The 22,932-nt window shown below is 67.1% G+C and carries 17 protein-coding genes; 6 read left to right on the top strand and 11 right to left on the bottom strand.

Features of this window, described 5'->3' with window-relative positions; all coding sequences use genetic code 11:
- Positions 1–329: 329 nt before the first annotated feature.
- From BLV92_RS00795 to BLV92_RS00780, 4 genes are all read left to right on the top strand, one after another.
- Positions 330–527 carry a hypothetical protein gene (locus BLV92_RS00795; protein ID WP_090541358.1) on the top strand — a complete coding sequence of 66 codons (198 nt, stop codon included), beginning with the start codon at positions 330–332 and terminating at the stop codon, positions 525–527.
- Between the two features lie 17 nt (positions 528–544).
- On the top strand, positions 545–1,954 hold the full coding sequence (gene dbpA / locus BLV92_RS00790) for an ATP-dependent RNA helicase DbpA (RefSeq protein ID WP_090546726.1): 1,410 nt from the start codon (positions 545–547) through the stop codon (positions 1,952–1,954).
- 374 nt (positions 1,955–2,328) lie between these two features.
- Entirely contained in the window at positions 2,329–2,703 is a 375-nt protein-coding gene (locus BLV92_RS00785) for a DUF2946 domain-containing protein (RefSeq protein ID WP_244283726.1), read from the top strand.
- An 87-nt stretch (positions 2,704–2,790) separates the two neighbouring features.
- A complete protein-coding gene (locus BLV92_RS00780; protein WP_090541355.1) occupies positions 2,791–4,935 on the top strand; it encodes a TonB-dependent copper receptor in 2,145 nt (714 codons plus the stop codon).
- Between the two features lie 61 nt (positions 4,936–4,996).
- On the opposite strand, the gene BLV92_RS00775 is transcribed toward BLV92_RS00780, so the two are convergent.
- Together BLV92_RS00775 and BLV92_RS00765 are read right to left on the bottom strand one after the other, a co-directional pair.
- Positions 4,997–6,382: an MFS transporter gene (locus BLV92_RS00775; RefSeq protein WP_090541352.1), complete on the bottom strand. Its 1,386-nt coding sequence runs from the start codon at positions 6,380–6,382 to the stop codon at positions 4,997–4,999.
- Between the two features lie 425 nt (positions 6,383–6,807).
- On the bottom strand, positions 6,808–7,590 hold the full coding sequence (locus BLV92_RS00765) for a FadR/GntR family transcriptional regulator (protein WP_244283725.1): 783 nt from the start codon (positions 7,588–7,590) through the stop codon (positions 6,808–6,810).
- A gap of 181 nt (positions 7,591–7,771) precedes the next feature.
- Between BLV92_RS00765 and aldA the strand changes: the two genes are divergently transcribed.
- Positions 7,772–9,217, top strand: coding sequence for an aldehyde dehydrogenase (aldA, locus tag BLV92_RS00760; RefSeq protein WP_090541343.1), 1,446 nt, complete (start codon positions 7,772–7,774; stop codon positions 9,215–9,217).
- 120 nt (positions 9,218–9,337) lie between these two features.
- On the opposite strand, the gene BLV92_RS00755 is transcribed toward aldA, so the two are convergent.
- Genes BLV92_RS00755 through BLV92_RS00735 form a run of 5 tightly spaced genes read right to left on the bottom strand, consistent with a single transcriptional unit; the run spans position 9,338 to position 15,226 of the window.
- Positions 9,338–9,958 carry a DAK2 domain-containing protein gene (locus tag BLV92_RS00755; RefSeq protein WP_090541340.1) on the bottom strand — a complete coding sequence of 207 codons (621 nt, stop codon included), beginning with the start codon at positions 9,956–9,958 and terminating at the stop codon, positions 9,338–9,340.
- 2 nt (positions 9,959–9,960) lie between these two features.
- Positions 9,961–10,962 carry a dihydroxyacetone kinase subunit DhaK gene (locus tag BLV92_RS00750; RefSeq protein WP_090546722.1) on the bottom strand — a complete coding sequence of 334 codons (1,002 nt, stop codon included), beginning with the start codon at positions 10,960–10,962 and terminating at the stop codon, positions 9,961–9,963.
- A gap of 35 nt (positions 10,963–10,997) precedes the next feature.
- Positions 10,998–11,408, bottom strand: a complete 411-nt coding sequence (locus BLV92_RS00745) for a Zn-ribbon domain-containing OB-fold protein (RefSeq protein ID WP_090541338.1) — start codon at positions 11,406–11,408, stop codon at positions 10,998–11,000.
- Positions 11,409–11,412: 4 nt separating this feature from the next.
- Complete coding sequence (locus tag BLV92_RS00740; RefSeq protein WP_166676662.1) at positions 11,413–12,543, bottom strand: thiolase family protein; 1,131 nt, start codon at positions 12,541–12,543, stop codon at positions 11,413–11,415.
- 58 nt (positions 12,544–12,601) lie between these two features.
- A complete protein-coding gene (locus BLV92_RS00735) occupies positions 12,602–15,226 on the bottom strand; it encodes a CaiB/BaiF CoA transferase family protein (protein ID WP_244283724.1) in 2,625 nt (874 codons plus the stop codon).
- Between the two features lie 467 nt (positions 15,227–15,693).
- Here BLV92_RS00735 and BLV92_RS00730 point away from each other — a divergent pair, with 467 nt between their 5' ends.
- Positions 15,694–16,404: a GntR family transcriptional regulator gene (locus BLV92_RS00730; RefSeq protein ID WP_090541328.1), complete on the top strand. Its 711-nt coding sequence runs from the start codon at positions 15,694–15,696 to the stop codon at positions 16,402–16,404.
- A 61-nt stretch (positions 16,405–16,465) separates the two neighbouring features.
- On the opposite strand, the gene BLV92_RS00725 is transcribed toward BLV92_RS00730, so the two are convergent.
- From BLV92_RS00725 to BLV92_RS31300, 4 genes are all read right to left on the bottom strand, one after another.
- Positions 16,466–17,854 (bottom strand): MFS transporter, encoded by a 1,389-nt coding sequence (locus BLV92_RS00725; RefSeq protein WP_090541325.1) that lies wholly within the window; start codon positions 17,852–17,854, stop codon positions 16,466–16,468.
- 71 nt (positions 17,855–17,925) lie between these two features.
- Entirely contained in the window at positions 17,926–18,921 is a 996-nt protein-coding gene (locus BLV92_RS00720; protein WP_090541322.1) for an SMP-30/gluconolactonase/LRE family protein, read from the bottom strand.
- A gap of 1,292 nt (positions 18,922–20,213) precedes the next feature.
- The gene (locus BLV92_RS00715; RefSeq protein ID WP_166676661.1) at positions 20,214–21,701 is read right to left on the bottom strand and encodes a GMC oxidoreductase; all 1,488 of its coding nucleotides are present in this window, start codon (positions 21,699–21,701) and stop codon (positions 20,214–20,216) included.
- On the bottom strand, positions 21,694–22,920 hold the full coding sequence (locus BLV92_RS31300; RefSeq protein WP_143040628.1) for a hypothetical protein: 1,227 nt from the start codon (positions 22,918–22,920) through the stop codon (positions 21,694–21,696). Before BLV92_RS31300 ends, BLV92_RS00715 begins: the two co-directional genes overlap by 8 nt.
- Positions 22,921–22,932 lie beyond the last annotated feature (12 nt).

Genomic DNA, 22,932 nt, shown 5'->3' with positions numbered 1-22,932 from the left:
GTCCGCGCGGCGGGGAACGCCGGGGCCGCGTCTGGGCGACCTCGTGCGCCGCGGCGCGCACGCGGCGGTTCCATCCGGCTGCGCAACCGGTGAACAGGGCCGGCTGGCACACTGCTCAATAACTGAACAGTCGGCCTCGTCCGGCCCGCGCGGCGTTTTTTCGGGACCGACGGCCGCGCATGCTGTAGTCTTGGCACCCGTAACAGTCAGGAAGTCAGCTTTGCATGAGACGGGAGGGGCGCTGAAGGCCCATTCCCATCGACAGCAGCCATCTTGCATGGGATCGGAGTAAGCGCTGAAGCGCAACGCCGATCGACAGGAGAATTCGCATGTCCAGTAGTACATTCGTCTGCCGCAACCAGTCGTGCGGCACGCCTTGGGAACCGAACGAAGTCGTGATCCGCAACGAGGGCCAGGGGTTGCTGTTCCGCTGCCCGCTGTGCGGCGCGCGCAACTACGTCGAGCGTTTCGAGGCGGAAGACGGCTCGGTGGTCTACGAGCAGATCGAAGGCCGCCCGTTCCTGTGAGCCGCGCGGACCCACCGATGAAAAACACGCCCGTTCCGGCCGCTCCGCCCGCCCCGTTCTCGCAGCTCGCGCTGCCCGCCGCAACGCTCGCGAACCTCGCGCAGCTCGGTTACGTCGAGATGACGCCGATCCAGGCCGCGAGCCTGCCGCTCGCGCTCGCCGGCCACGATCTGATCGCGCAGGCGAAAACCGGCAGCGGCAAGACCGCCGCGTTCGGGCTCGCGCTGCTCGCGCGCCTCGACGCGAAGCGTTTCGACGTGCAGGCGATGGTGCTGTGCCCGACCCGCGAACTGGCCGATCAGGTCGCGCAGGAAATCCGCCGGCTCGCGCGCGCCGAGGAAAACGTGAAGGTGCTGACGCTGTGCGGCGGCACCGCGCTGCGTCCGCAGGCGGCGAGCCTCGAACACGGCGCGCACGTCGTGGTCGGCACGCCGGGCCGGATTCTGGACCACGTGCTGCGCGGCAACCTGAAGCTCGGCGCGCTGAACACGCTGGTGCTCGACGAGGCGGACCGGATGCTCGACATGGGCTTCTTCGACGACATCGCGGCGGTCGCGCGCGAATGCCCGGTCGAGCGTCAGACGCTGCTGTTCTCCGCGACCTACCCGGACGGCATCGCCAAACTCGCGCAGCAGTTCCTGCGCAATCCGCAGCAGGTGAAGCTGGACGTGCAGCACGACACGGAGCGGATTCGCCAGCGCTTCTACGAAGTGGACGACACGACGCGGCTGCACGCGGTCGGCCAGTTGCTCGACCACTTCCGGCCGGTCAGCGCGATCGCGTTCTGCAACACGAAGCAGCAGTGCCGCGACCTGCTCGACGTGCTGCGCGCGCAGGGCTTCCATGCGCTCGCGCTGCACGGCGAACTGGACCAGCGCGACCGCGACCAGGTGCTGATCCAGTTCGCGAACCGCAGCTGCTCGGTGCTGGTCGCAACCGACGTCGCCGCGCGCGGGCTCGACGTCGCGCAACTGGAAGCGGTAATCAACGTCGACGTGACGCCGGACCCCGAAGTCCACGTGCACCGGATCGGCCGCACCGGCCGCGCCGGCGAGGACGGCTGGGCGTTCACGCTCGCGAGCATGGACGAGATGGGGCGCGTCGGCGCGATCGAGCAGGCGCTCGGCCGCGAGGTGCCGTGGTTTCCGTTGTCGGAACTGACGCCGGCCGGCGACGGGCCGCTGCTGCCGCCGATGGAAACCTTGCAGATCCTCGGCGGCCGCAAGGAGAAGATCCGGCCGGGCGACGTGCTCGGCGCGCTGACCGGCGACGCGGGTTTCGACGGCGCGCAGATCGGCAAGATCAACGTGACCGAGTTCTCGACCTACGTCGCGGTGCAGCGCGGGATCGCGCGCGAGGCCGTGCGGCGGCTGAACCTCGGCAAGCTGAAGGGCAAGAAGGTGAAGGCCCGGTTGATGGACGACTGACGCGGTTTGCCGCGGTCGCGGCGGCCGTTCCGCCTGCGCTGCCCCGCGCCCGATACCGGCTAACAGCGCCCGGTCGAGTCCGTCGGGCGTGATCGTACCGCCCGTCGTTCGCCCTTCCGGTCCGCCTTTCCGGTCCGCCCTTCTCGTCGCGCCGCCGCCGCGCGGCGCACACCCCTCCAGGACCCGCGCATTCGCTGCGCGGTCTGGCCAGGATCAGGAAATCGCGGATTCGCGGTTTTGCCGGCCTGCCTCGTCAGCCAGAATGGGCGCGCCCGTGAATGCGCGTTCTTTGCGCCGCGCCCGTGGTCCCGCTTCGTTTCCGACCAACCTTCCTTCGCGCCGCCGCCGGACTGGCCGCCCCCCGCACTGCCCGAATGCCGTCCAACCCGCTCCGTCGCCCGCAACGATTCGCCGCCTGGCTCGGCATCTTCGCGATCTGGCTGACGGTGCTCGTGCCGCTCGGCTCGCAATGGCTGGCGCGCGAGATGCCGCCGGAAGCGGTCATCTGCGGCGCGGACGACCATCATGCGGCGCGGCCCGCCGACGGCCCCGCGAAGGCGCTCCACCACTTCGACGCGTGCGGCTATTGCAGCCTGCTCGCGCATTTCCCCGCGCTGAACGGCGCGTCGCATGTCGATGCCGTTCTGTCCGTCGCGAGTGACGGACAAGCCGCCGCGCCGGTTCGTCACTGCGCGCGGCAGATCCGCTACCTGCGGCGTCCGCCGCGCGCGCCGCCCCCGATCGCCTGAGCCGCACCCCAATCGACTTTCGTCATCGACTCTGCCTTTCCGTGCGGCGCTCTCGCGCCGCGCGGGCGGGCGTCATTGGATTTGCTTATGCCCAGGTTCATCGAATCGCCCCGCGCGGACGGACGGCACGCGTCGTCCCGCGCAATCGCCCCGCCCCGCCGCTGCCGCGTCGCGTGCGCGGTGTTCTCCGTCTCGTCGCTGTTTGCCGTTCCCGCCGCGTATGCGGACGCCGCCGAAGACCGCGCGCCCGACGCGCCGGACGTCATGCTGCCGCCGATCGAGGTCGTCGCCAGCCCGCTTGCGGGTCCGTTCGCGAACCCGCTCGTCTCCGTCACCGACCCGAAGACGCCGCGCCAGCCGCTGCCCGCGAGCGACGGCGCGGACTACCTGCAAACCGTGCCCGGCTTCTCGTCGATCCGCAGCGGCGGCACGAACGGCGACCCGGTGCTGCGCGGAATGTTCGGCTCGCGGCTGAACATCGTCGCGAACGGCGCGCCGGTCGCGGGCGCGTGTCCGGGCCGGATGGACGCGCCGACGTCGTACGTCGCGCCCGAGAGCTTCGACAAGGTCACCGTCGTGAAGGGGCCGCAGACCGTGCTGTACGGCCCCGGCGCATCGGCCGGCACCGTGCTGTTCGAGCGCGACACGGCGCGCTTCGACACGCCCGGCGTGCGCGCCGAGGGCAGCGTCGTCGGCGGGCAATCCGGCCGCAACGACCAGAACGTCGATCTCGCGGCCGGCACGCCGGACGTCTATGCGCGCGTGACCGCGAATCACGCGCACGCGCAGGACTACCGCGACGGCAACGGCAATGCGGTGCCGTCCGGCTGGGACAAGTGGAACGCGGACGTCGCGCTCGGCGTGACGCCGGACGCCGACACGAAGCTCGAACTGAGCGCCGGCACCGGCGACGGCAACGCGCGTTATGCGGGCCGCGGGATGGACGGCGTGCGTTTCAAACGCGACAGCGTCGCGCTGCGGTTCGAGAAACAGCACCTCGGCCGCACGCTGCGCAGCCTCGACGCGCAGTTGTACTACAACGAAGCCGCGCACCGGATGGACAACTACACGCTGCGCGAGCCGCCCGCCGGCAGCATGCCGATGGCGTCGGACGTCAGGCGGCGCACCGTCGGCGGGCGGGTCGCGGCGACGCTCGATCTCACCGACCGCGTGCAGTGGATCGCCGGCGCGGACTGGCAGGCGAACCGGCTCGACTCGCGTGCGGCGATGGGACGGCAAAGCCCGTCGGATCTGCCGTGGACGCCGTCCGCGACGCTGTCGAACTACGGCCTCTTCAGCGAACTGACGTGGTTCGCGACGGACGCGCAGCAGGTGATCGCCGGCGCGCGGCTCGACCGCGCGGCCGCGACCGACGAGCGGGAGACCGCCGGCGGCCGGATGGGGATGGGCGCGATGCCGAACCCGACACACGACGACGAACGCACGCGGCTGCTGCCGGGCGGCTTCGTCCGCTATGAGCAGACGCTGCGCGCGCTGCCGGTCACGTGGTACGCGGGGCTCGGCCACACCGAACGCTTTCCGGACTACTGGGAACTGTTTTCGCCGACGAGCGGGCCGGCCGGCGCGGTCAACGCGTTCACCGGCGTGCGGCCGGAAAAGACCACGCAGCTCGACGTCGGCGCGCGCTACCGCAGCGCGTCGGTCGATGCGTGGGTGTCCGCGTATGCGGGCCGCGTCGACGACTTCATCCTGTTCACGTATGGATCGGCGATGGGCGCGGCGACTTCGCAGGCGACGAACGTGAACGCGCAGATCATGGGCGGCGAATTCGGCGCGACGTGGAAGCCGGATTCGCGCTGGCGGATCGGCGCGTCGGCCGCATATGCGTGGGGCCGCAATGCGGACAGCGGCGAGCCGCTGCCGCAGATGCCGCCGCTCGACGCGCGCTTCACGCTCGACTATTCGCGCGGCGCGTGGTCGGTCGGCGGGTTATGGCGGGTGGTCGCGCCGCAGCGGCGTTATGCGCTGCACGAGGGCAACGTGGTCGGCCAGGACTTCGGGCCGAGCGCGGGTTTCGGCGTCGTGTCGCTGCATGCGCAGTACGACGTCGACCGGCATACGCAACTGACCATCGGCGTCGACAACCTGTTCGACAAGGCCTACAGCGAGCACCTGAACCTCGCGGGCAATGCCGCGTTCGGTTATCCGGCGAACGCGCCGGTGATGGAGCCGGGCAGAACGGTGTGGGCGCGGGTGAGGTTCAAACTCTAGGCGGGAGCGCGACGCGGCTCGCACGCCGCGTCGCATGGGATCGCGTGGTGAACAGCGCCCCTCAGTCCCCGACCGACGACGGTTCGAGCGCCGTCGCGTTTTCGTCGTCGGTGTCGTGTTCCAGCATCGACTTCGGGATCGCGAGGATCAGCGCGCAGCTGACCAGCAGGCACGCGCCGAGCGCATACGTGCCGTTGTTGATGTTGCCGGTGATCTCCTTCGCGACGCCGGTGATCATCGAGCCGGTGAAGCCCGACAGGTTGCCGACCGAGTTGATCAGCGCGATGCCGGCCGCCGCCGCGGTGCCGGACAGGATCTGGCCGGGGAACGTCCAGTAGATCGGCATCAGGCCGAGGATGCCGCACGTCGCGATCGTCAGGCACACGATCGCGACCGGCACGTTGTTCGCGAACAGCGCGCTCAGGATCAGGAACACGCCGCCGATCGCGGACGGAATCGCCGCGTGCAGCCGGCGCTCGCCGGTCTTGCGCGAGTGCGACGCGTTCCACACCATCGCGACGATCGCGGTCAGGTACGGGATCGCGGTCAGCAGGCCGATGTGGAACGTGCTCTGCACGCCGGACGCCTTGATGATCGACGGCAGCCAGAACGCGAGTCCGTAGAAGTCGGTGTTGAACGTCAGCAGGATGAACGTCAGCAGCCATACGCGCGGGCTCTTCAGCGCCGCGCCGATGCGGTGGTCCTTCTTGCCGCTCTCGCGTTCGAGATTGCTTTCGAGCATCGCCTTCTCGCTCGCGGTCAGCCACTTCGCGGACTGGATGCCGTTGCCGAGCCACGCGAGCACGACGAACGCGACGACAATCGACGGAATGCCTTCGAGCAGCAGCATCCACTGCCAGCCGGACAGGCCGAGCAGGCCGTGCGTGTTCTCCATCAGCCAGCCGGACACGACGCTGCCCATCGTGAGGCTCAACGGAATCGCGACGAGGAAGCCGGACATCGCGAGGCTCTGGCGGCGCGCGGGGAACCAGTAGTTCAGGTACAGGATCACGCCGGGAAAGAAGCCCGCTTCGCACAGGCCGAGCAGGAAGCGCAGCGCGTAGAACATCGTCGACGTCTGCACGTGGAAGAAGCCCGCGAGCGGCTGGATGAACGCGAGCGACGACGACACGATGCCCCACGTCACCATGATCCGCGCGATCCACAGGCGCGCGCCGAAGCGGTGGAGCATCAGGTTGCTCGGCATCTCGAACAGGAAGTAACCCCAGAAGAAGATGCTCGCGCCGACCGCGTAGACGGCGTCGCTCATGCCGAGGTCGTCGAGCATCTGCAGCTTCGCGAAACCGACGTTCACCCGGTCCAGGTACGCGACGACGTAGCACAGCAGAAGCAGCGGCAGGATGCGCCGCATGACCTTGCGATACACGCGCTCGTCGGCGTCGGTCGCGGCGGCCGGCGCGACCGGCGTATGGGTGAGAGTGGGCATCGGCAGGTCTCCTATCGTGATGCGTGCGGTGTTTCGGCTGCGTGTTGTGCGGCGCTGTTCTGCGGTCATCCCGGCGTGCGGACGGCGAAGGCCGCTCGCGCCGCTCATGCCATTCGTGCGCGATCCGGGCCGCCGAGCCGTGCGCGATCCGCGAGCGCCGCCGCTCGATGGCGACGGGCGTTTCCGGTTTCGCGTTTCGGCGTGGGCCGCGCATGCGCTCTCGCGCGGCACGGCGGCATCGGACAGGCTCGGGGCGCGCTTGTTCGGATCGTCCGAACAATTCGGTCGTATTTGATACCGGTAACATTTCGGTGCGCAAACCAGGCGGCGAAAATTGTTACCGGTATCAAAATAGCACGGACGACGAACGACGCACAAGCCAGGGGTTTCTCCTGATATGCGCGCGGAAGGCCGCCCGGCGGGCGTTACATGGCGTCGGGGTCGGCGGCCGCGGCCGCATCCGCGTCGTGCTCGAACTGCCGCCCGACGAACTCGATGTGCGCGCGCATCGCTTCGGACGCCGCATCCGGCCGCCGCGCGCGCACCGCGTCGCAAATCGCGCGATGCTGCGCGAGCCGCGCCGACGCGAGCCGGTGCAGCGCGGTGTCGATGCCCGACGCTTCGAGCGTGTTCTTCACGATGTGGCCGTTCAGCATCGACGCCGCGTCCGTGTAGAACCAGCCGAGCATCCGGTTGTGCGACGCGCGCACGAGCGCCGCGTGGAACTGCGTGTCCGCGAGCGCCTCGGCTTTCACGTCCCCTGCCCTCACCGCGTCGCTCATCCGTTGCAGCAGCGCGTCCATCTCCTGCAACTCGCAGTCCGACGCGCGTTCGGCCGCGAGCCGCGCCGCCGCGCATTCGACGACGAGGCGGAATTCGAGCGTGTCGCTGCGCGCGGCCGGGTTCTCCGCGAACAGCGCCAGTTCTTCGAGCGCGGCCGTCGGCGACGCGCCGCGCACGAACAGCCCGCGCCCCTGGCGCGCTTCGAGCAATCCTTTCGCGATCAGCCGCTGGATCGCCTCGCGCACCGTCGAGCGCGACACGCCGAAGGTCGTCGCGAGTTCGCGCTCGGACGGCAGGCGCGGCGGATTGCGCAGCCCGGCCTCCCCGATCGTGGTTTCGAGTTGCCGCGTGACCCGCGCGAGCGTTTCGCGGCGGCCGGCCGCGTGCTCGACGGCGGGCGTGTGGTGCATCAGTGGTCCGACCATCTTGGTGCCTGAGGTAGAGTGTTTGAACATGACGGAGCCGCGCTTCGGGCGTTCACCATCGCGCGTCACGGACAGGGTCGGCCCCGGCAGCAGGACCGGCGGCGGACAGGCTGCGCGACGCCTGCGACGCTCCCCCACGGATTTCGGCGCGCCTCGCGCGCCCGCTTACAGGTGACAACGAATGGACCAGATCGATCAGTATTCCCTGTTCATCAACGGCGACTGGGTGCCGTCGAGCGGCGCCGCGCGCCTCACGGTGCGCAGCCCGGCGACGGGCAAGGCCATCGCGAGCGTCGTCGATGCGACCGAGGCCGACGTGGACCGCGCGGTCGCCGCCGCCGCCGCCGCGTTCCCCGCATGGAGCCGCCGCACGGCGGTCGAGCGCGCGGACTTCCTGCTGCGGCTGAACGTGCTGATCCAGCGCGATCACGAACGGCTCGCGCGGCTGCTGACCCAGGAGGTCGGCAAGCCGATCCGCGAGGCGCGCGGTGAAATCGATTTCGCGATCTCGCTGATCCGCTTCGCGGCGGAGAACGCGCGCCGCCTCGAAGGCGACATCGTGCCGGGCAGCCGTCCGGGCGAGAAGATCCTGATCGAGAAGCTGCCGCACGGCGTGATCGCCGGCATCTCCGCATGGAATTTCCCGGCGGGCCTGCTCGCGCGCAAGGTCGCGCCCGCGCTCGCGGCCGGCAACACGATCGTGCTGAAGCCGCACGAACTCACGCCGGTCACGTCGCTCGAAATCGCGAAGCTGGTCGCGGAAGCCGGGATTCCGGCCGGCGTCGTGAACATCGTCAGCGGCGCGATTCCGACCGGGCAGCGTCTCGTCGCGCATCCGGCCGTGAAGCTCGTGACGATGACCGGCAGCACCGCGGCCGGCAAGAAGATCATGGCGGCCGCCGCGCCGACGCTGAAGGAAGTCCGGCTCGAACTCGGCGGCAAGGCGCCGTTCATCGTGCTCGCGGACGCGGACCTCGAAGCGGCCGCGAACGCGGCCGTCGAGGCGCGCTTCCTGAACGCGGGCCAGGTCTGCACGTGCAACGAGCGCACCTACGTGCACGAGGCGGTGTACGACCGCTTCCTCGCGCTGGTGAGCGAGAAAATCGGCAGGATCAAGGTCGGCGACCCGTCGCAGGAGGACACGGTGATGGGGCCGAAGATCAGCGCGGCCGAACTCGACAAGGTCGACGCGATGGTGACGAAGGCCGTGCAGCAGGGCGCGCGCGTGCAGACCGGCGGCGGCCGGCTGAAGGGCGGGTTGTACGATCAGGGCCATTTTTATGCTCCGACGCTGTTGACGGACGTGACGCATGAAATGGACATCGTGCATGGCGAAGTGTTCGGTCCGGTCATGTCGGTGCTGAAGGTGCGCGACTTCGACGAGGCGCTGAAGCTCGCGAACGATTCGAGCTACGGGCTTTCCGCGTATCTGTTCACGAAGGATCTCGGCGTGCTGATGCGCACGTCGGCCGAACTGAACTTCGGCGAAATCTACGTGAACCGTTCGCTCGGCGAGGCGCCTCAAGGTTTCCATCATGGTTACGGTGACAGCGGGCTCGGCGGCGAGGACGGCAAGTACGGCCTCGAAGCGTACGTCCGCACGAAGACGATCTATCTGAACGCGTAACAGCCGTGTCATGCCGCGGGCTTCGAAGGCCCGCGCGAAAGGCCGCCGGTTGCTGCCGGCGGCCTTTTTCGTTTTACGCGGTGTGCACGGGTCCGATAGTCGTCGAACGGGCTTCGCGAGTCAGGCGTCCGCGCGCGGCGCGATGCCCGCGAGCATATGCCTGAACGCGATCATTCCCGGGTCGTCGAGCCCGATCGAACGTTCCGCGAACATCCGCGCGCGGCCGATCCGGTTCGGCTTCTCGCGGAACGATGCGATCGTCGCTTCGACGGCCGCGCTTGCGGCCGCATGCTGCGCGTGCGGCTCGTCGAGGCCCACGATCGCCGCCTGCGCGGCCGCGAGCGCGTCGAGCACCGTCTTGTCGCCGAGCGTCGCGCCGCCGCGCTGCGCCATCGCGTCGAGCGCCGCCTGCAGCATCTCAGGCACGTCGCGCCATGCGAGCGCCGCCTGGTTTTCGAGCCGGCGCGCGAGCGTCAGGAACGCGACGGTCAGCAGCGTGCCGAAGCTCGATCCCGACGCGCGCGCGCAACCCTGCGCGCACGCCTTGAACAGCAGGCCGAGGTCCGGATACGGGCCGGCGTCGAGCGCCGCGCGCACGCGCGCCGCGCACTTTTCGAGCGTCGCGCCGAGGTCGCCGTCGCCTAACTGGCCGTCGAGGCGATTCAGTTCCGGCGCGGCTTCGTCGAGCCGGTCGGCCCAGCGGCGCAACGCGGCTTCCATCTGCGGAGTGGTGAGCGGCATCGTCAGTGGCTCCAGAACGGGCAGTGCGCGGGCGCGCGCAGCAGCGCTTCGAGTTCGGCGTCGAGCCGCTGGATCGTCAGCGACGCGCCGGTCATTTCCATCGACGTCGCATAACGGCCGACGAGCGGCGCGACGATGCTCACGCGCTTCGCTTCGAGCCGCCGCGCGACCGCGCGATACAGGATGTACAGCTCCTCGTGCGGCGTCGCGCCGAGCGAGTTCAGCAGCACCGACACGCGCTCGCCCGCGCCGACGTCGAGGTCCGCGAGCAGCCGTTCGAGCATCTCGTCCGCGAGCGCGTCGGCGGGCTTCAGGCTGCCGCGCCAGATGCCCGGCTCGCCGTGGATGCCCATTCCCATCTCGATCTCGCCTTCGCCGATCGTGAAGCTCGGCGTGCCGACTTCCGGCACGATGCACGGCGTCAGCGCGACGCCGATGGTGCGGCATGCGGCGACGGCCTTGCGCGCGGTCGCGGCCACGTCGTCGAGCGACGCGCCGCGCTGTTCGGCGCGCGCGCCGGCGATCTTGTACGCGTACACGATGCCCGCGACGCCGCGGCGCTTGCCCGCCTCTTCCGGCGACGCGCTCGCGACGTCGTCAGTCACGAGCACCGTGTCGCTGCGCAGCCCGTCGAGTTCGGTCAGCTCGCCGGCCATGTCGAAGTTCATCCGGTCGCCGCCGTAGTTGCCGTAGAGGCGCAAGACGCCCGCGCCGCGATCGGCCGCGTGCATCGCGTCGATGCAGTCGCCGACGGTTGGCCCCGCGAACACGTTGCCGATCGCGCACGCGTCGAGCAGCCCTTCGCCGACATAGCCGGTGAAGAGCGGCAGATGGCCCGAGCCGCCGCCGGACACGACGCCGACCTTCCCTTCGAAACCCGGCTTCGCGCGCGCGATCACGCGGCCGCTTTCGCCCGCGCGGCGGTACGTGTCCGGGTGCGCGGCGCACAGTCCGTCGAGCATCTCGTCGACGTACGCGTCCGGTTCGTTCATCAGTTTTTTCATCGTCATCCTCCAGTCCAGCGTCGCTGCACGTTGCATCAGGCGGGAACGAAACGCGCGAGCGAAACGTCCGGCGTCACGTCCTCGAACTGCACCTTCATCGGCATGCCCATCTTCACGTTGTCCGGAATGCCGTTGCCGAAGTTGCCGACCACGATCGGCCCGTCGTCGAGCTGGATCAGGCACACGTGATACGGCAGGTCGTCGCGGAACGCATTCCAGTACGCGCGATGGAACGTGGCCCACGAAACCAGCGTGCCGCGCCCGCTGACCGGCTCCCACGTCTGCACGTCGGACAGGCACGACGGACACACCGGCGACGCCGGGAAGTGACGATGCCCGCAGTGCCGGCACACCTGCACCGACAACTGATGCTGGCGCGCGAGCGCCCAGTAGCCCTTCGAATACTCGTCGATGGTCGGCAACGGCTTGTCATAGGTGTTCGTCATTGGCTTACCCCTTCGTATAGATGATCGAGCGCGTGCACGGCGTCGCCGCGATGTACTGCACGACGTCGCAGTCCTTCACCTGGCGTTCGCCGCATTCGCCGCGCAACTGGCGGATCGCTTCGACGTTCAGCGCCCAGCCCTGCATGTACGAATTCGACAGATGGCCGCCGTCGGTGTTGGTCGGCAGGCGGCCGTGCACGCCGAGCGCGCCGTTCTCGACGAACGAGCCCGCTTCGCCGCGCCCGCAGAAGCCGAGGCCTTCGAGGCTGAACAGCACCGTCGGCGAGAAGTTGTCGTAGCACATCAGCGCATCGACGTCGTCCTTCGTGACGCCCGCCATCTCGTACGCCTGCGAGCCAGCCTCGCGGATCTCGTCGTACCAGAACTCCGAGTCGAAGTTGCCGATCGCCGACCGCTCGAACGCGTCGCGCGAGCCGACGCCGGAGATCAGCACCGGCGGTTTTTTCAGGTCGGCCGCGCGCTCGCGCGTCGTCAGGATCAGGCACACCGCGCCGTCGTTGATGAGGCAGTAGTCGAGCAGGCCGAGCGGCTCGACGATGCGGCGGATGCTCTCGTGGTCGTCGATCGTGATCGGCTTGCGCATCACCGCGTCGGGATTCAGGATCGCGTTGTTGCGGAACGCGACCGACACCTCCGCGAGCTGGCGCGTCGTCGTGCCGTAGCGCTCCATGTGCATGCGGAACATCAGCGCGTGCGATGCACCCGGCGACGTGAGGCCCCACGGGTCCCAGAACGACGCGGACTCGTCGCCGCCGTAGTTCATCCGGCGCGAGCGGCCGATGTTCGTGTAGACCAGCGCGACGTACTTCGCCGCGCCGGTCTCCAGCGCGAGCATCGCCTCGGTGATCGCGATGCCGGACATGCGGCCGTGGCCCGGCAGCGTCATCGTCCAGCGCGGATTGAGGCCGAGGATCTCGCCCATCCGCGCGTAGAACGGCACGCGGCAGCACAGCAGGCCGTCGATCTCGTTCTTGTCGAGCCCGCAATCGTCGATTGCGAGCTTGAACGCGTGCGCGCCGAGCGCGTAGTCGCTGACCGCCGGGAAGTCGCCGTACGGCGTGTTGCCGACGCCGACGACGGCGATCCGGTTACTCAGGCCCTGCATCGGATTCATACGTTGTCTCCGTTCGATATCGTGTGAGAAAGGGGCGGCGTCGAGCGCGCGGCCGCGCTCAGATCACGCCTTCTTCGCGCAACGCGTCGATCTCCGACGCGGAATAACCGAGCCACTGGCCGAGCACGTGTTCGTTGTCCTCGCCGTAACACGGCGCGCCGCGATCGATCACGCCGCCGCTGTACGCGGGCGTCGCGCCGAGCTTCACCGGAAACTCGACGACCGGCCAGCGGCCGATGCGCGTGCCGGTCACTTCGGTCAGCCAGCCGAGTTCGGCAAGTTGCGGATCGATGTCGCAACGGTCGGCCGCCGTCTGGCAGACGCCGGCCGGCACGCCCGCGCGTTGCAGCCGCGTCATGCACGCATACGGGTCCTGCGTCGACGTCCATGCGTTGACCAAGGCGTCGAGTTCGTCCTGATGCGCGAGCCGGTCTGCGAGGGTCGCGAAACGCGGGTCGGACGCGAGCGCCGGCAGTTGCGCGACGTCCACGAACGCGCGCCATTGCGCGTCGTCGAAGCACGCGATCGCGATCCACGCGTCGCGGCCGTTGCAGCGATACGCGCCGTGCGGCGCGGCCGGCTTGTACGGCGAGCGGTTGCCGTAGCGCGACCACACGCGGCCGTTCGCGGACCAGTCGAGCACCGCCGTCGCGGTCTGGTAGATGCCGGACTCGCACTGCGACGAGTCGATCCACTGGCCTTCGCCCGTGCGGTCGCGGTGATACAGCGCGCCGAGCGCCGCGAGCGCGAAGCCGTAGGCGCCGATCCAGTCGAGATACGAATAACCCCAGCCGGCCGGCATCGCCGGATCGGGCAGGCCGGACATCTCGGTCGTGCCGGAGAACGACGCCGCGACCGGGCCGACCGTGCGGAACCGCCCGTAACGGCCGATCGCGCCCATGCCGGACTGCTGCACGTAGATGATGTCCGGCCGGATCGACTTCAGCACGTCGTAGCCGAGGCCGAGCCGGTCCAGCACGCCCGGCGAGAACCCTTCCGCGACGATGTCGGACATCCGGATCAGATCCTTCGCGATCGCGAGACCCTTCGGATGGCGAATGTTCAGCGACATGCCGCGCTTGCCCGCGTTCTTGTTGTTGAACTGGCCGCCCATGTCCGGATCGGTGACGCCCGGCAGCGGACCGGTCGCCTTCTCGCGCGCTTCGCGGCCGCCGACCGGCGCCATCGCGGCGAGCCGCGTGTCCGGGTTGGTCTTCCATTCGACCTTGATGCTTTCCGCGCCGAGCGCGTTCAAAAAGCGCGTGCCGCCGGCGGATGCGAGGAACCACGAGAAGTCGAAGATGCGCACGCCTTGCAGCGGGAATGGCTTGCCGTGCTTCGACAGCGTGACCGGCGACGCGTCGCGCGGCGTGGCGGGCAGTTTGTTCGAGGCCTCGCCGCGCGTGTTGCCCGGCAGCGGCTTCGCGAGCGACGGATCGTCGTTGTGCTCGCCGACAAACGGCGCGCGCCGGCCCGGCTGCCACGCAGTCGCGGTGCTGAGCCACTTGCTGGTCGGATAGCGGAAGCGGCGGCCCAGTTCCGGATGCGCGATGTCGCTGAACGACGAACGCGCGAGCCAGTGCTCGTCCACCGCGTTCTCGTGCGGCTTGCGCACCGGCGCCCACAGCAGCCCGGCTTCCTGCGCCTCGCGCCACGGCAGATGCTCGTAGTCGTACGACCCGACGAAACGCTGGATCACTTCGAGCATGTGGCGTGTTTCTGCGTCCACCTCGGTCGAGCCCGGCGTGTTGCGCGCGGTCATGTCGATGTCGTTCGACGGCGGCTGAAGGTCCTCCGCCTTGTCGAACTGTTGCAGGAACGGCACGAGCCGCGCCTTGTCGCGTGCGGACACGCCCCACGTCATGTTCCAGCGGCCGTCGGACGTGCGGCTGATGTTCGGCACGTCGCTCGGCGTCTCGGCCGCGTGCCGCGCGGTCTGCCGGTAGAGCGGCGCGTGGCGCATCACCCACGACATCAGGTCGAGTTCGGTGTTGATCGACACCGCCTGATGGATCGCGCACGACACGTCCTGCCCTTCGCCGGTCCGCTGCCGGTGCAGCAGCGCCGCGACGATCGCGGCCGCCGTCTGGTCGCCGGCGATGTGATACGCGTGCCACGCCTGCGGCGCGATCGGCGGCGTCGAGTAGGTGAGGTCCGGATTCGGGTCGTAGCCGCAGTTCATCATCACGCCGCCGAGCGCGAGGTGGATCAGGTCCGATGCGCGATAGTCCTTCCACGGGCCGGAGTCGCCGAACGGCGTGATCCGCGCGTGGATCAGCGACGGGAAGCGTTGCGTCAGCGGCGCGCCGAGCTTCAGGTCGCGCACGAGCTGGCCGCAGCTGCTGTCGAGCAGGATGTCCGCGTGTTCGAGCATGCCGAGGAGGCGCGCGCGGCCGGCGGCGCTCGCGGTGTCGAGCGCAACCGACTTCTTGCCGCGGTTATAGGCCCAGAAATGCAGCGAACGCTCGGGGTCTTCGACGTCCTCGTAGAACGGCCCGATCCGGCGTGTCGGACTGCCCTGCGGCGGCTCGATCTTGATTACCTCCGCACCCAGCCCCGCGAGCAGCAGCCCGCAGTATTCGCCGGATTCGTCGGCGACTTCGATGACCCTCAGGCCGGCCAGCATGCCAGGCAGATGGCTGGGATCGGGCATCGTCGGCCCGGTAGCGTTGGGATGCGACATGGTTCTCCTGTGTCGAGAAAAGCCGGGAGCGGCATGAGACGGAAACGGCGGACCGACTGCGAACCCGATCCCTCCAGGCCATGCCGCCGAATCCTGATCGATGCAAATTATAAAATATATTCTATGCGCAGGCCAAACGCAGATGGCGGGAGTCGAACGCAAAAAAACGGCGGCCGTGCGGCGCGGACTTCGAGACTGCATGCCACGCATGCGCGGAAAAAGATGCGGCAAACGGGGGCCGGACGCGGCGCAGGCGCCCATAAGCCGATGCGTGCGTGAGCGCCGCGCGAAGCGTGAGGACGCGAGCACACAAAATGCATCGGCGGCGGGACGGCTCGCGCGGCGTCGTACAATAGGGCCGCAGCGCAGCATGCGGCCGGGGGCCGGCGGCCATTTCGCCGGTCGTCCGCATGCGTGCCACTCCAACCGGCAAGGCCGGATCACGGCGGCCCCACTTCTGGATGACCATGGCTTTCCTGACAAAACTCGATCAAGTGGCAGAGCGTTTGCGCGAACGGATCATCTCGGGCGAATACCCGCGAGGCCACAAGCTCAAGCAGGCCGACATCGCCGCCGAACTCGGCGTGTCGATCACGCCGGTGCGCGAGGCGCTGAAAGCTCTGGAAATGGAGGGTTTCGTCGTCAGCGAGCCGCATCGCGGCCTGTCCGTGCCGAACATCGATCCGCAGCGCGTGCGCGAGATTTTCGAACTGCGCGTCGTGCTCGAACGGATGCTCGCGTACCGCGCCGCCGAGCGCGTGACGAAGGAGGACATCGCCGAGCTGCGCACGATGCACAAGGAGTTCATCGCGCTGATCAAGGCCGGCGATCCGTATCCGATCCGCTCCGCGAACGTGCGCTTCCACTTCCGCCTGTACGAAATCGCGGACTGCCAGCAGACCCTGCAGTTCGTGCGCGTGCTGTGGGCGAAATTCCCGTTCAACTTCCACGACGACCAGGCCGGCCGCTTCAAGCAGTTGCCGCACGAGCACGTCGAGATCATCCGCAGGCTGGAAGCGCGCGACGCGCAGGGCGTCGCGGACGCGATGGTCGAGCACATCGACGCGGGCTGGACCCGGCTCGAAAAGAACGTGGCGCCGAAGGCCGCGCCCGCTAAAAGCGCCGCGTCGAAGGCCGCGCCCGCGAAGCCCGCGGCGGCGAAGGTCGCGCGGAAGTAAGCCAGCGGCGGGGCCTGGGGCATGCGGTCGTCAGCATGGCCTTGCCACGTCGCGGCGACGGTCAGCGCGTCGCGCGCGCCGCCTCCAGCCCGTTGTCCTCTTCGCCTCGCAGCGGCGCAAGCGGCTCTTCTTCGACGAGCGAGCGTCGCGACGTTTCCGGCAGCGCGAAATACAGGATCACGAACGTGACCAGCGCGATCGCGCACAGGTAGAACGCCGGTGAAATCGCGATGCCCGTGCTCGCGACCAGCGCCGCCGCGATCAGCGGCCCCGTGCCGGCGACCGGCCCCGCGCCGAGGTTCAGCGCGAGCGCGCCGCTCGTCATCCGCGTGCGCGGCGGGAACAGTTCGACGACCACGACCGTGTTCATCACGTTGATCAGCGCTTGGAACGACGCGAAGATCACGAGGCCGACGAACGCGATGCCGATGCTGCCCGACGACAGCATGAAGAACACCGGAATGCCGAACGCCATGTGCCCGAAGATGCCGATCAGGAACGTCTTGCGGCGGCCGATCAGGTCGGACAGCCAGCCCGCGAGCGGACAGAAGAGCCCGTACAGCACGAGGCTCGCGCCGCTCACCATCACCGACTCCGTGCGGCCGAGATGGCCGGTGACCGGCAGGTAATTCACCATGTAGGTGACGAAGTAATAGAAGCCGAGGCCCGTGATGCTCGCGAACGAGAACGCGATGCCGATCATCCGGATGTCCTCCTTCAGCGACGCGAGGAACGGCGCTTTCTGCACGTTGCCCGCCGAGCGCGCCTTGATTTCCTCGAACACCGGCGTGTCTTCGAGCTTCAGCCGCATGTACAGCCCGACGAGGCCGACCGGCACCGCGAGCACGAACGGAATGCGCCAGCCCCAGGCGTCGAACGTCGGCGCGTCGAGATAGCTGGAGATCGCGAACACCACGAGACTGCCCGCCGCGACGCCGAACGCCGCCGTCGCCGAGATCACGCTCGCCGACAGCCCGCGCCGGTTCGCCGGCGAGTATTCGACGATGAACGTGCCCGCGCCCATCCACTCGCCGCCGACCGACATCCCTTGCACGCAGCGCGTGAGCACCAGCGCGACCGTCGCCCACATGCCGATGTGCTGGTAGGTCGGCAGGATCGCGAGCACGAACGTCGACGTGCTCATGATGATGATCGCGATCGCGAGCGACTCGCGGCGGCCCACGCGGTCGCCGATCACGCCGAGCACCATGCCGCCGATCGGCCGCAGCAGGAACGCGATGCCGAACACCGCGAGCGACGACAGCAGCGCCGCCGTCGTGTTGCCGGCCGGAAAGAACGCGTGGCCGATGTTGACGGCGACGAAGCCGTACACCGCGAAATCGAACCACTCCATGAAATTGCCGATCAGCGTCGCGATGACCGCGCGTTTTCTGCGGGCCGCGAAAGCGGGTGTGTCTTCCGGCTTGCCGCCGTTGGTCGTCTGATTCAAGTGAGTCTCCGTTTGTGTTTGTTATGCGGTTCGCGCCGCGTCTTTCGTCGCGCCGCGCGTCGTCGGCGCCGCTAGCGCAGCGAGCGGTTCGAGTTGGTCGTCGGCGCGCCGGCGATCGGGCTGTCGAACGACAGCACCGCGTCGCCGAGCAGGCAGCCGAGATACGCGGTCTTCATGTCCGGGCCGCCGAACACGAGGCTCGACACGCTTTTCAGCCGCGACTTGCCGGTCGTCGCCATGTCCTCGACCGACAGCGCGTGCGCCGCGTAGCGCGACGCGAGGTAGTCGGTGTATTCCGCGTCGAGGTCTTCGAGCACGATCTGCGTGGTGCCGTCCGGGCGCACGACGATCACGCGGTTGCTGCCGACACAGGTGATCCACACGCCGCCGAACGCGTCGAAGCACAGGCCGTCCGGGAAGTCCGCGCCGCCGAGTTGGCAGACGACTTCCTTCGGACCCAGCGCCGGCCCCGGCAGCAATTCGAAGCGGCTGACCTTCTGCGCGTAGGTCTCGTTCACGTACACCCATTTGCGGTCCGGCGAGAACGCGATTTCGTTCGTGTAGCCGAGACCGTCCGCGAGGATGCGCGAGCCTTTCGTGTCGCTGACGCCGATGAAGCCGTCGGTGACGCGGCGCGTCCACGCCTGCGCGCGCGGACGCATCCGCGTGCTCACGGTGAACCAGATCGCGCCGGCGTTGTCCTCGACGACGAAGTTCGTTGGCGGGAGCGGTGCGCCGTCGACGGTTTCGACTACAGGTTCGATCGTGCCGTCGCCGGCGATGCTGAAGATGCCGCCCAGCTCACTGCCGAGGTTCGCGAACAGCACGGTGCCGCGCTTCGACAGCGCGATGCCGTTCGGCACGTATTTGCGCGGGTTGCCGTCGGCAGGCAGCACGTGGCGCGGTTCGGCGCCGGCGCGCCAGTGCGTGTAGCCGCCCTTGCCGTGGGCGGCGATCAGGTCGCCGGTGTGGAGCGCGAGGACGCATTCGGGGCGGGTGAGGCCGGAAGCGGAGATGCGCAGGTCGGAGTAGGTGAGTTTGAAGTCGGGGGGGAGGGGGTAGGGCATGGGAGGACTCGGTTCGGGGCAACGGACATGTGACAGATTGGAGGCATTGCTGAGGCCAAAAACCAGATTTTTCCGCATAGCGTGTGACGGAGTTTCATCGCCGTGAGGCAGGCCGATAGCCATTAACGCTTACGTTGCGGCGCGCGGTGCGAGAACCGGGGTATAGCAGTGGCGACGATCTGGCTGATGCCGTTGATCTCTTTGCGATTGAATGCATTTCCGCAGGTTTCCTTCTGCATCTATGTCGGTCTTTGGGCGGTTGCGCCGTTGGTTAGCGGCCCGTCAGCAACGCCAGGTCGTCGAGGCGGACGGGCAGAGACAAGTTCCGCAACGCAGCCCGGCTTCTATTTCTATAAATTATATTTTGCATCGGCACAGAAAGTCTATCATGCCGGGAAATTGCTGTTGAATGACCCTGCGTGGGGGCTATCGCACACAAAGCGTGTTGCTGCGAGGAATCGAACCGCCGGGTGGCGAATTACATGCTCAAGCCGCTGGAGGAGGGTCGCACCTGAGTGGTTTGCTAATTGCTGGGAGGTGCCGCGTCTGAGATAGCTGCGCGAATGCCGTTAGCGGGGGAAGATCGAGCGCGACCCGCGGACCGAAGATTCCGAGCGACAGAGGGCAAAGTCTCCCGCCGTTCGGTTTGCCGGCGGCACGTGCGAGTTTGCCAAGGCAGGAAAGATGCCGAAAATTAAGAAATATAATTCCTGCCCAACCTGGACGAGTACGCCATAGCCGTTGTCTGACGGACGATTCAAATGCAGCGCGTGTGCAAGCGGCCTAGCCAGATATCGGCGTGGGATTCTGTACGTTTGAGCGGCGGTGAGCAGATAGGTCTGCCGGAACGATTCGTGCCTGATGTTCCGGTCTATCGTCTATCGGACATACTTCGACGCGTCAATTAGTGCAAATTCGCGCGAGTCGTTCGCTGGTTCGCCCGGATGCCGCGAAACCGCGTTCAGCGGGCCTGGCACAGCAAATGGGTCGGGGCGAAGCGGGCAAGGTGGCAGTATTCGGCACGGTCAAATGCAGTGGTAACGCGAAAGGCCTCACCGATTGTCCGGGTACGACCGGGCAACGGTGTTGGAGCGGATCAAAGTCTACCGTCGCTCCAACCGTCGGGACGAGCACCTCGAATCCTTGCCGTGCATATTTTTGCAGATAGCGCCTACCCCTGGAATCAAACCCGTTTTCCGGCTTGAGCAGGCACTACCTATTTGCCGCCACGATCCTGCGTTGCCGCAGTGGCGCAGACAGCGCCTTGTGAGTATGCTTCGCGAAGGCAAACGTCAACGCAGATGCTCGCCGAGTCGCAACCCTAGTGCAACGATTGAAAGCGTAGGTCCTGCCCCGCCGCAGCGGGGAATTACGCTGCCGCCGTTTAAATAGACGTTGCTGGTGCCGATGAGCCTCTGGTTGCTTGTGACGACCGCATGCGGGCCGCTTGCCATCGCCGTCGTACCGCTGTAGTGGTGACCGCCGAAGCCGTTCCGGTGATGCGGAACGATCTTCGCAATCATGATGCCTGCGTCGATCATCTTCCGCGTCACCTCCATGACGACAGCGTCGAGAATCGGGCAGTGTTCAAGGTACGGCAAAGAATAGATGAACGATCGCTGTCCGCGGGACCGGAGTTCCACTCCCCACTCGGGCGGGACTTCCATCTGCAGGTAAAAGCGGGCAATCCTGGGGAGTAGCTTGTTCAGATGGATCGTACGGCTGACCGGACTGTCGCCGCTCTGCACGAGTGCCGCGGTTTGTTCTGCTGATGGTGGGACTGTCAGCATCAGCGTCTTGACTTCAATGCCGTGGAAATAACCAGAGAGTTCTGGAATTTCCACCGCGCCTTCCGCGCCTAGATGAAAATGCCTGAAGGCCTCAGGCAAAATTCCAAGTACTTCACACGCGGTATGATCCTGGTAACTGCTGCCGATGCGTGCAGTGCGAACGCCCTGTGGAAGCTTGCTGCGCTTCAGCAACGTGACGTTCTCTATGCCGCCGGCCGCCACCACGAGTCGATCGAACGAGATCTCCAGCAATTCGCCATCCGATCGCACACGCGCGGCGACCGCGCGGTCGCCCTCGAAAAGGATTTCTTCGGCGATCGAATTGCCATGTACGTCGATATACGGAAAGACGTTCGCCGGACGCGCTTTCGCGTCGTTGACACACAGGCCGCAATGACCATTTCCAATGCACAGGCCAAAATTGTGCGTATCGTGATCCGAAACGTTCTTCGCCTGCGGCGTGACACGTGCGAGCGGAAACATCGACTGGAAATAAGATCTCCAGTAATCCCAACCGGGAAGTTCACCGAAGATGCTGTAATCGCCCGCAGTTGGATCGCCGTGCACGTGCATCAGACGTTCGGCCTGCTCGTAGTACGGTACAAGCTCGTCGTAGCCTATCGGCCACGCAACTTCGCCCGGCACTTCGAAAGTCTTACGCGTAATTCGCGCGCTATACCCGCCCCACCAGTTAGAAATCCCGCCCTGCACGAACGTTGTGACGTTGGTCGACATCATCGACAGCGGCAGCTCGGCGCGATTGGCGATATCGGAGCTCTGCATCACGCATGCCTCTGCGTCAATTAAAGGCTCGAAATGGCCGGGCAAGTAGTCTCGCCCCTTGTAGCTGAAGTTTGCTGAAGCCTGACCAGGATCGAAGGGCTCGCCGCGGTCGATCACCGCAGTTCCAGATGCGTCCAGCATGTAAGCGACTGACATGCCGGCGAAGCCGGCACCTATGATCAGGGTATGGAAATCGGAACTACTCATCGGAGTTGCTCTTTGCGTTTGGCTGCCCGGATACCGGGACATCAGTGTGTACCGGAGGGGCGAGCGGATTGCCGTCGCGTGTTGTGTGCAGATCGGTCGCAGTGACGACGGTCGGTCGGCCGGCATCGCCGCCAGGTGTTTCCTCTACGTCCTCGACATGCTGATTGCCGGCTATGAGCGGTTGATTGTGTGTTTGGTTCTGATGCGTAGGGGAGGCAACAGGGCTATTAACGACTTCCGTGACCGGCAAACCTCCAGGGAGCGTGTGGGGTTCGGGCGTAAACGAGGTCAGGCTTTCAGCCTCTGCGCCGGGAACCGATGCATCCGTTGGCGCGGGGGCCGATGCGGCTTTCGCACCATCTGTCGATCCGGTGACCGGACCGCCGGGATGCTTCCCAGCCGTCGCGGCTGCGTGGCCATCATTGTCCCGGCGTATCTTGAACGAGCGGGGCAGCCTGAAGTTTTGATCGTGAGCGGCGAAATGAGCTGCATGCACCGAGCGGGCAACCTGCATCGCGGTTACGTTCGGGCGGGATTCGCCGACGAACAGGTTGTGCGAGAGTTCGGCAAGGCCACGGGCCGGAACGTCGTAGCCGAGCGAGTCGCGTAGCGTGAGTTCGAGCACGCGCCACGAACCGTGCCGCCCCTTCCTGATCGTACGCGACATCAGGTCAAAGCCATGGTCCGTACCGAGACGCGTGATGCGCGCGTAGAACAGGCAGTGATTATTGTCGATGATGCCTGCTCGGCCGACGACGAGACGCACGAAGCTGCCCTCTGCAAGATGGCAGGTAACGGAGAATCTCAGGGTGTCGGGGAAATCAAGTGTCTGCTCGATCTCGCGCACGTCATCGACGTACAGCTGGATCAGCAACTTCCCGCTTGCGGCAGCGCGAACGAGTGCGAATTCGCCGTCCACCCGATATGCGCCCGCCCGGTCTGCATTCCACTGCATCGACGGTCGATGTGTGTGGCCGGGATGGACAAAGTCGCGACCGATCATGCAGTGAGGGTCGTCGCAGACTAGAAAAGCAGTCGGCGTGGCGGTTTCAGCCGATTCGGCCCGCTTTCGCCACGCGCCAAAGCAGTTGTCCGAATCTAGCGTTTGATACTGCCAGCCTGACTCGCTGCCCGGATAGTCGAACTGGGAATCGGCTACGCAGTGGTCCGATTCGTGGCGACAGCTCGTCAAAGGTTGTACGTTATCGCTGTTATGCATAAGACGGTGCTA

The sequence above is a fragment of the Paraburkholderia caballeronis genome (genome assembly GCF_900104845.1).
GTDB classification, from domain to species: domain Bacteria; phylum Pseudomonadota; class Gammaproteobacteria; order Burkholderiales; family Burkholderiaceae; genus Paraburkholderia; species Paraburkholderia caballeronis.
Note: the sequence above shows the minus strand (reverse complement) of the source record. Positions and strands in the feature narration are given on the sequence as shown.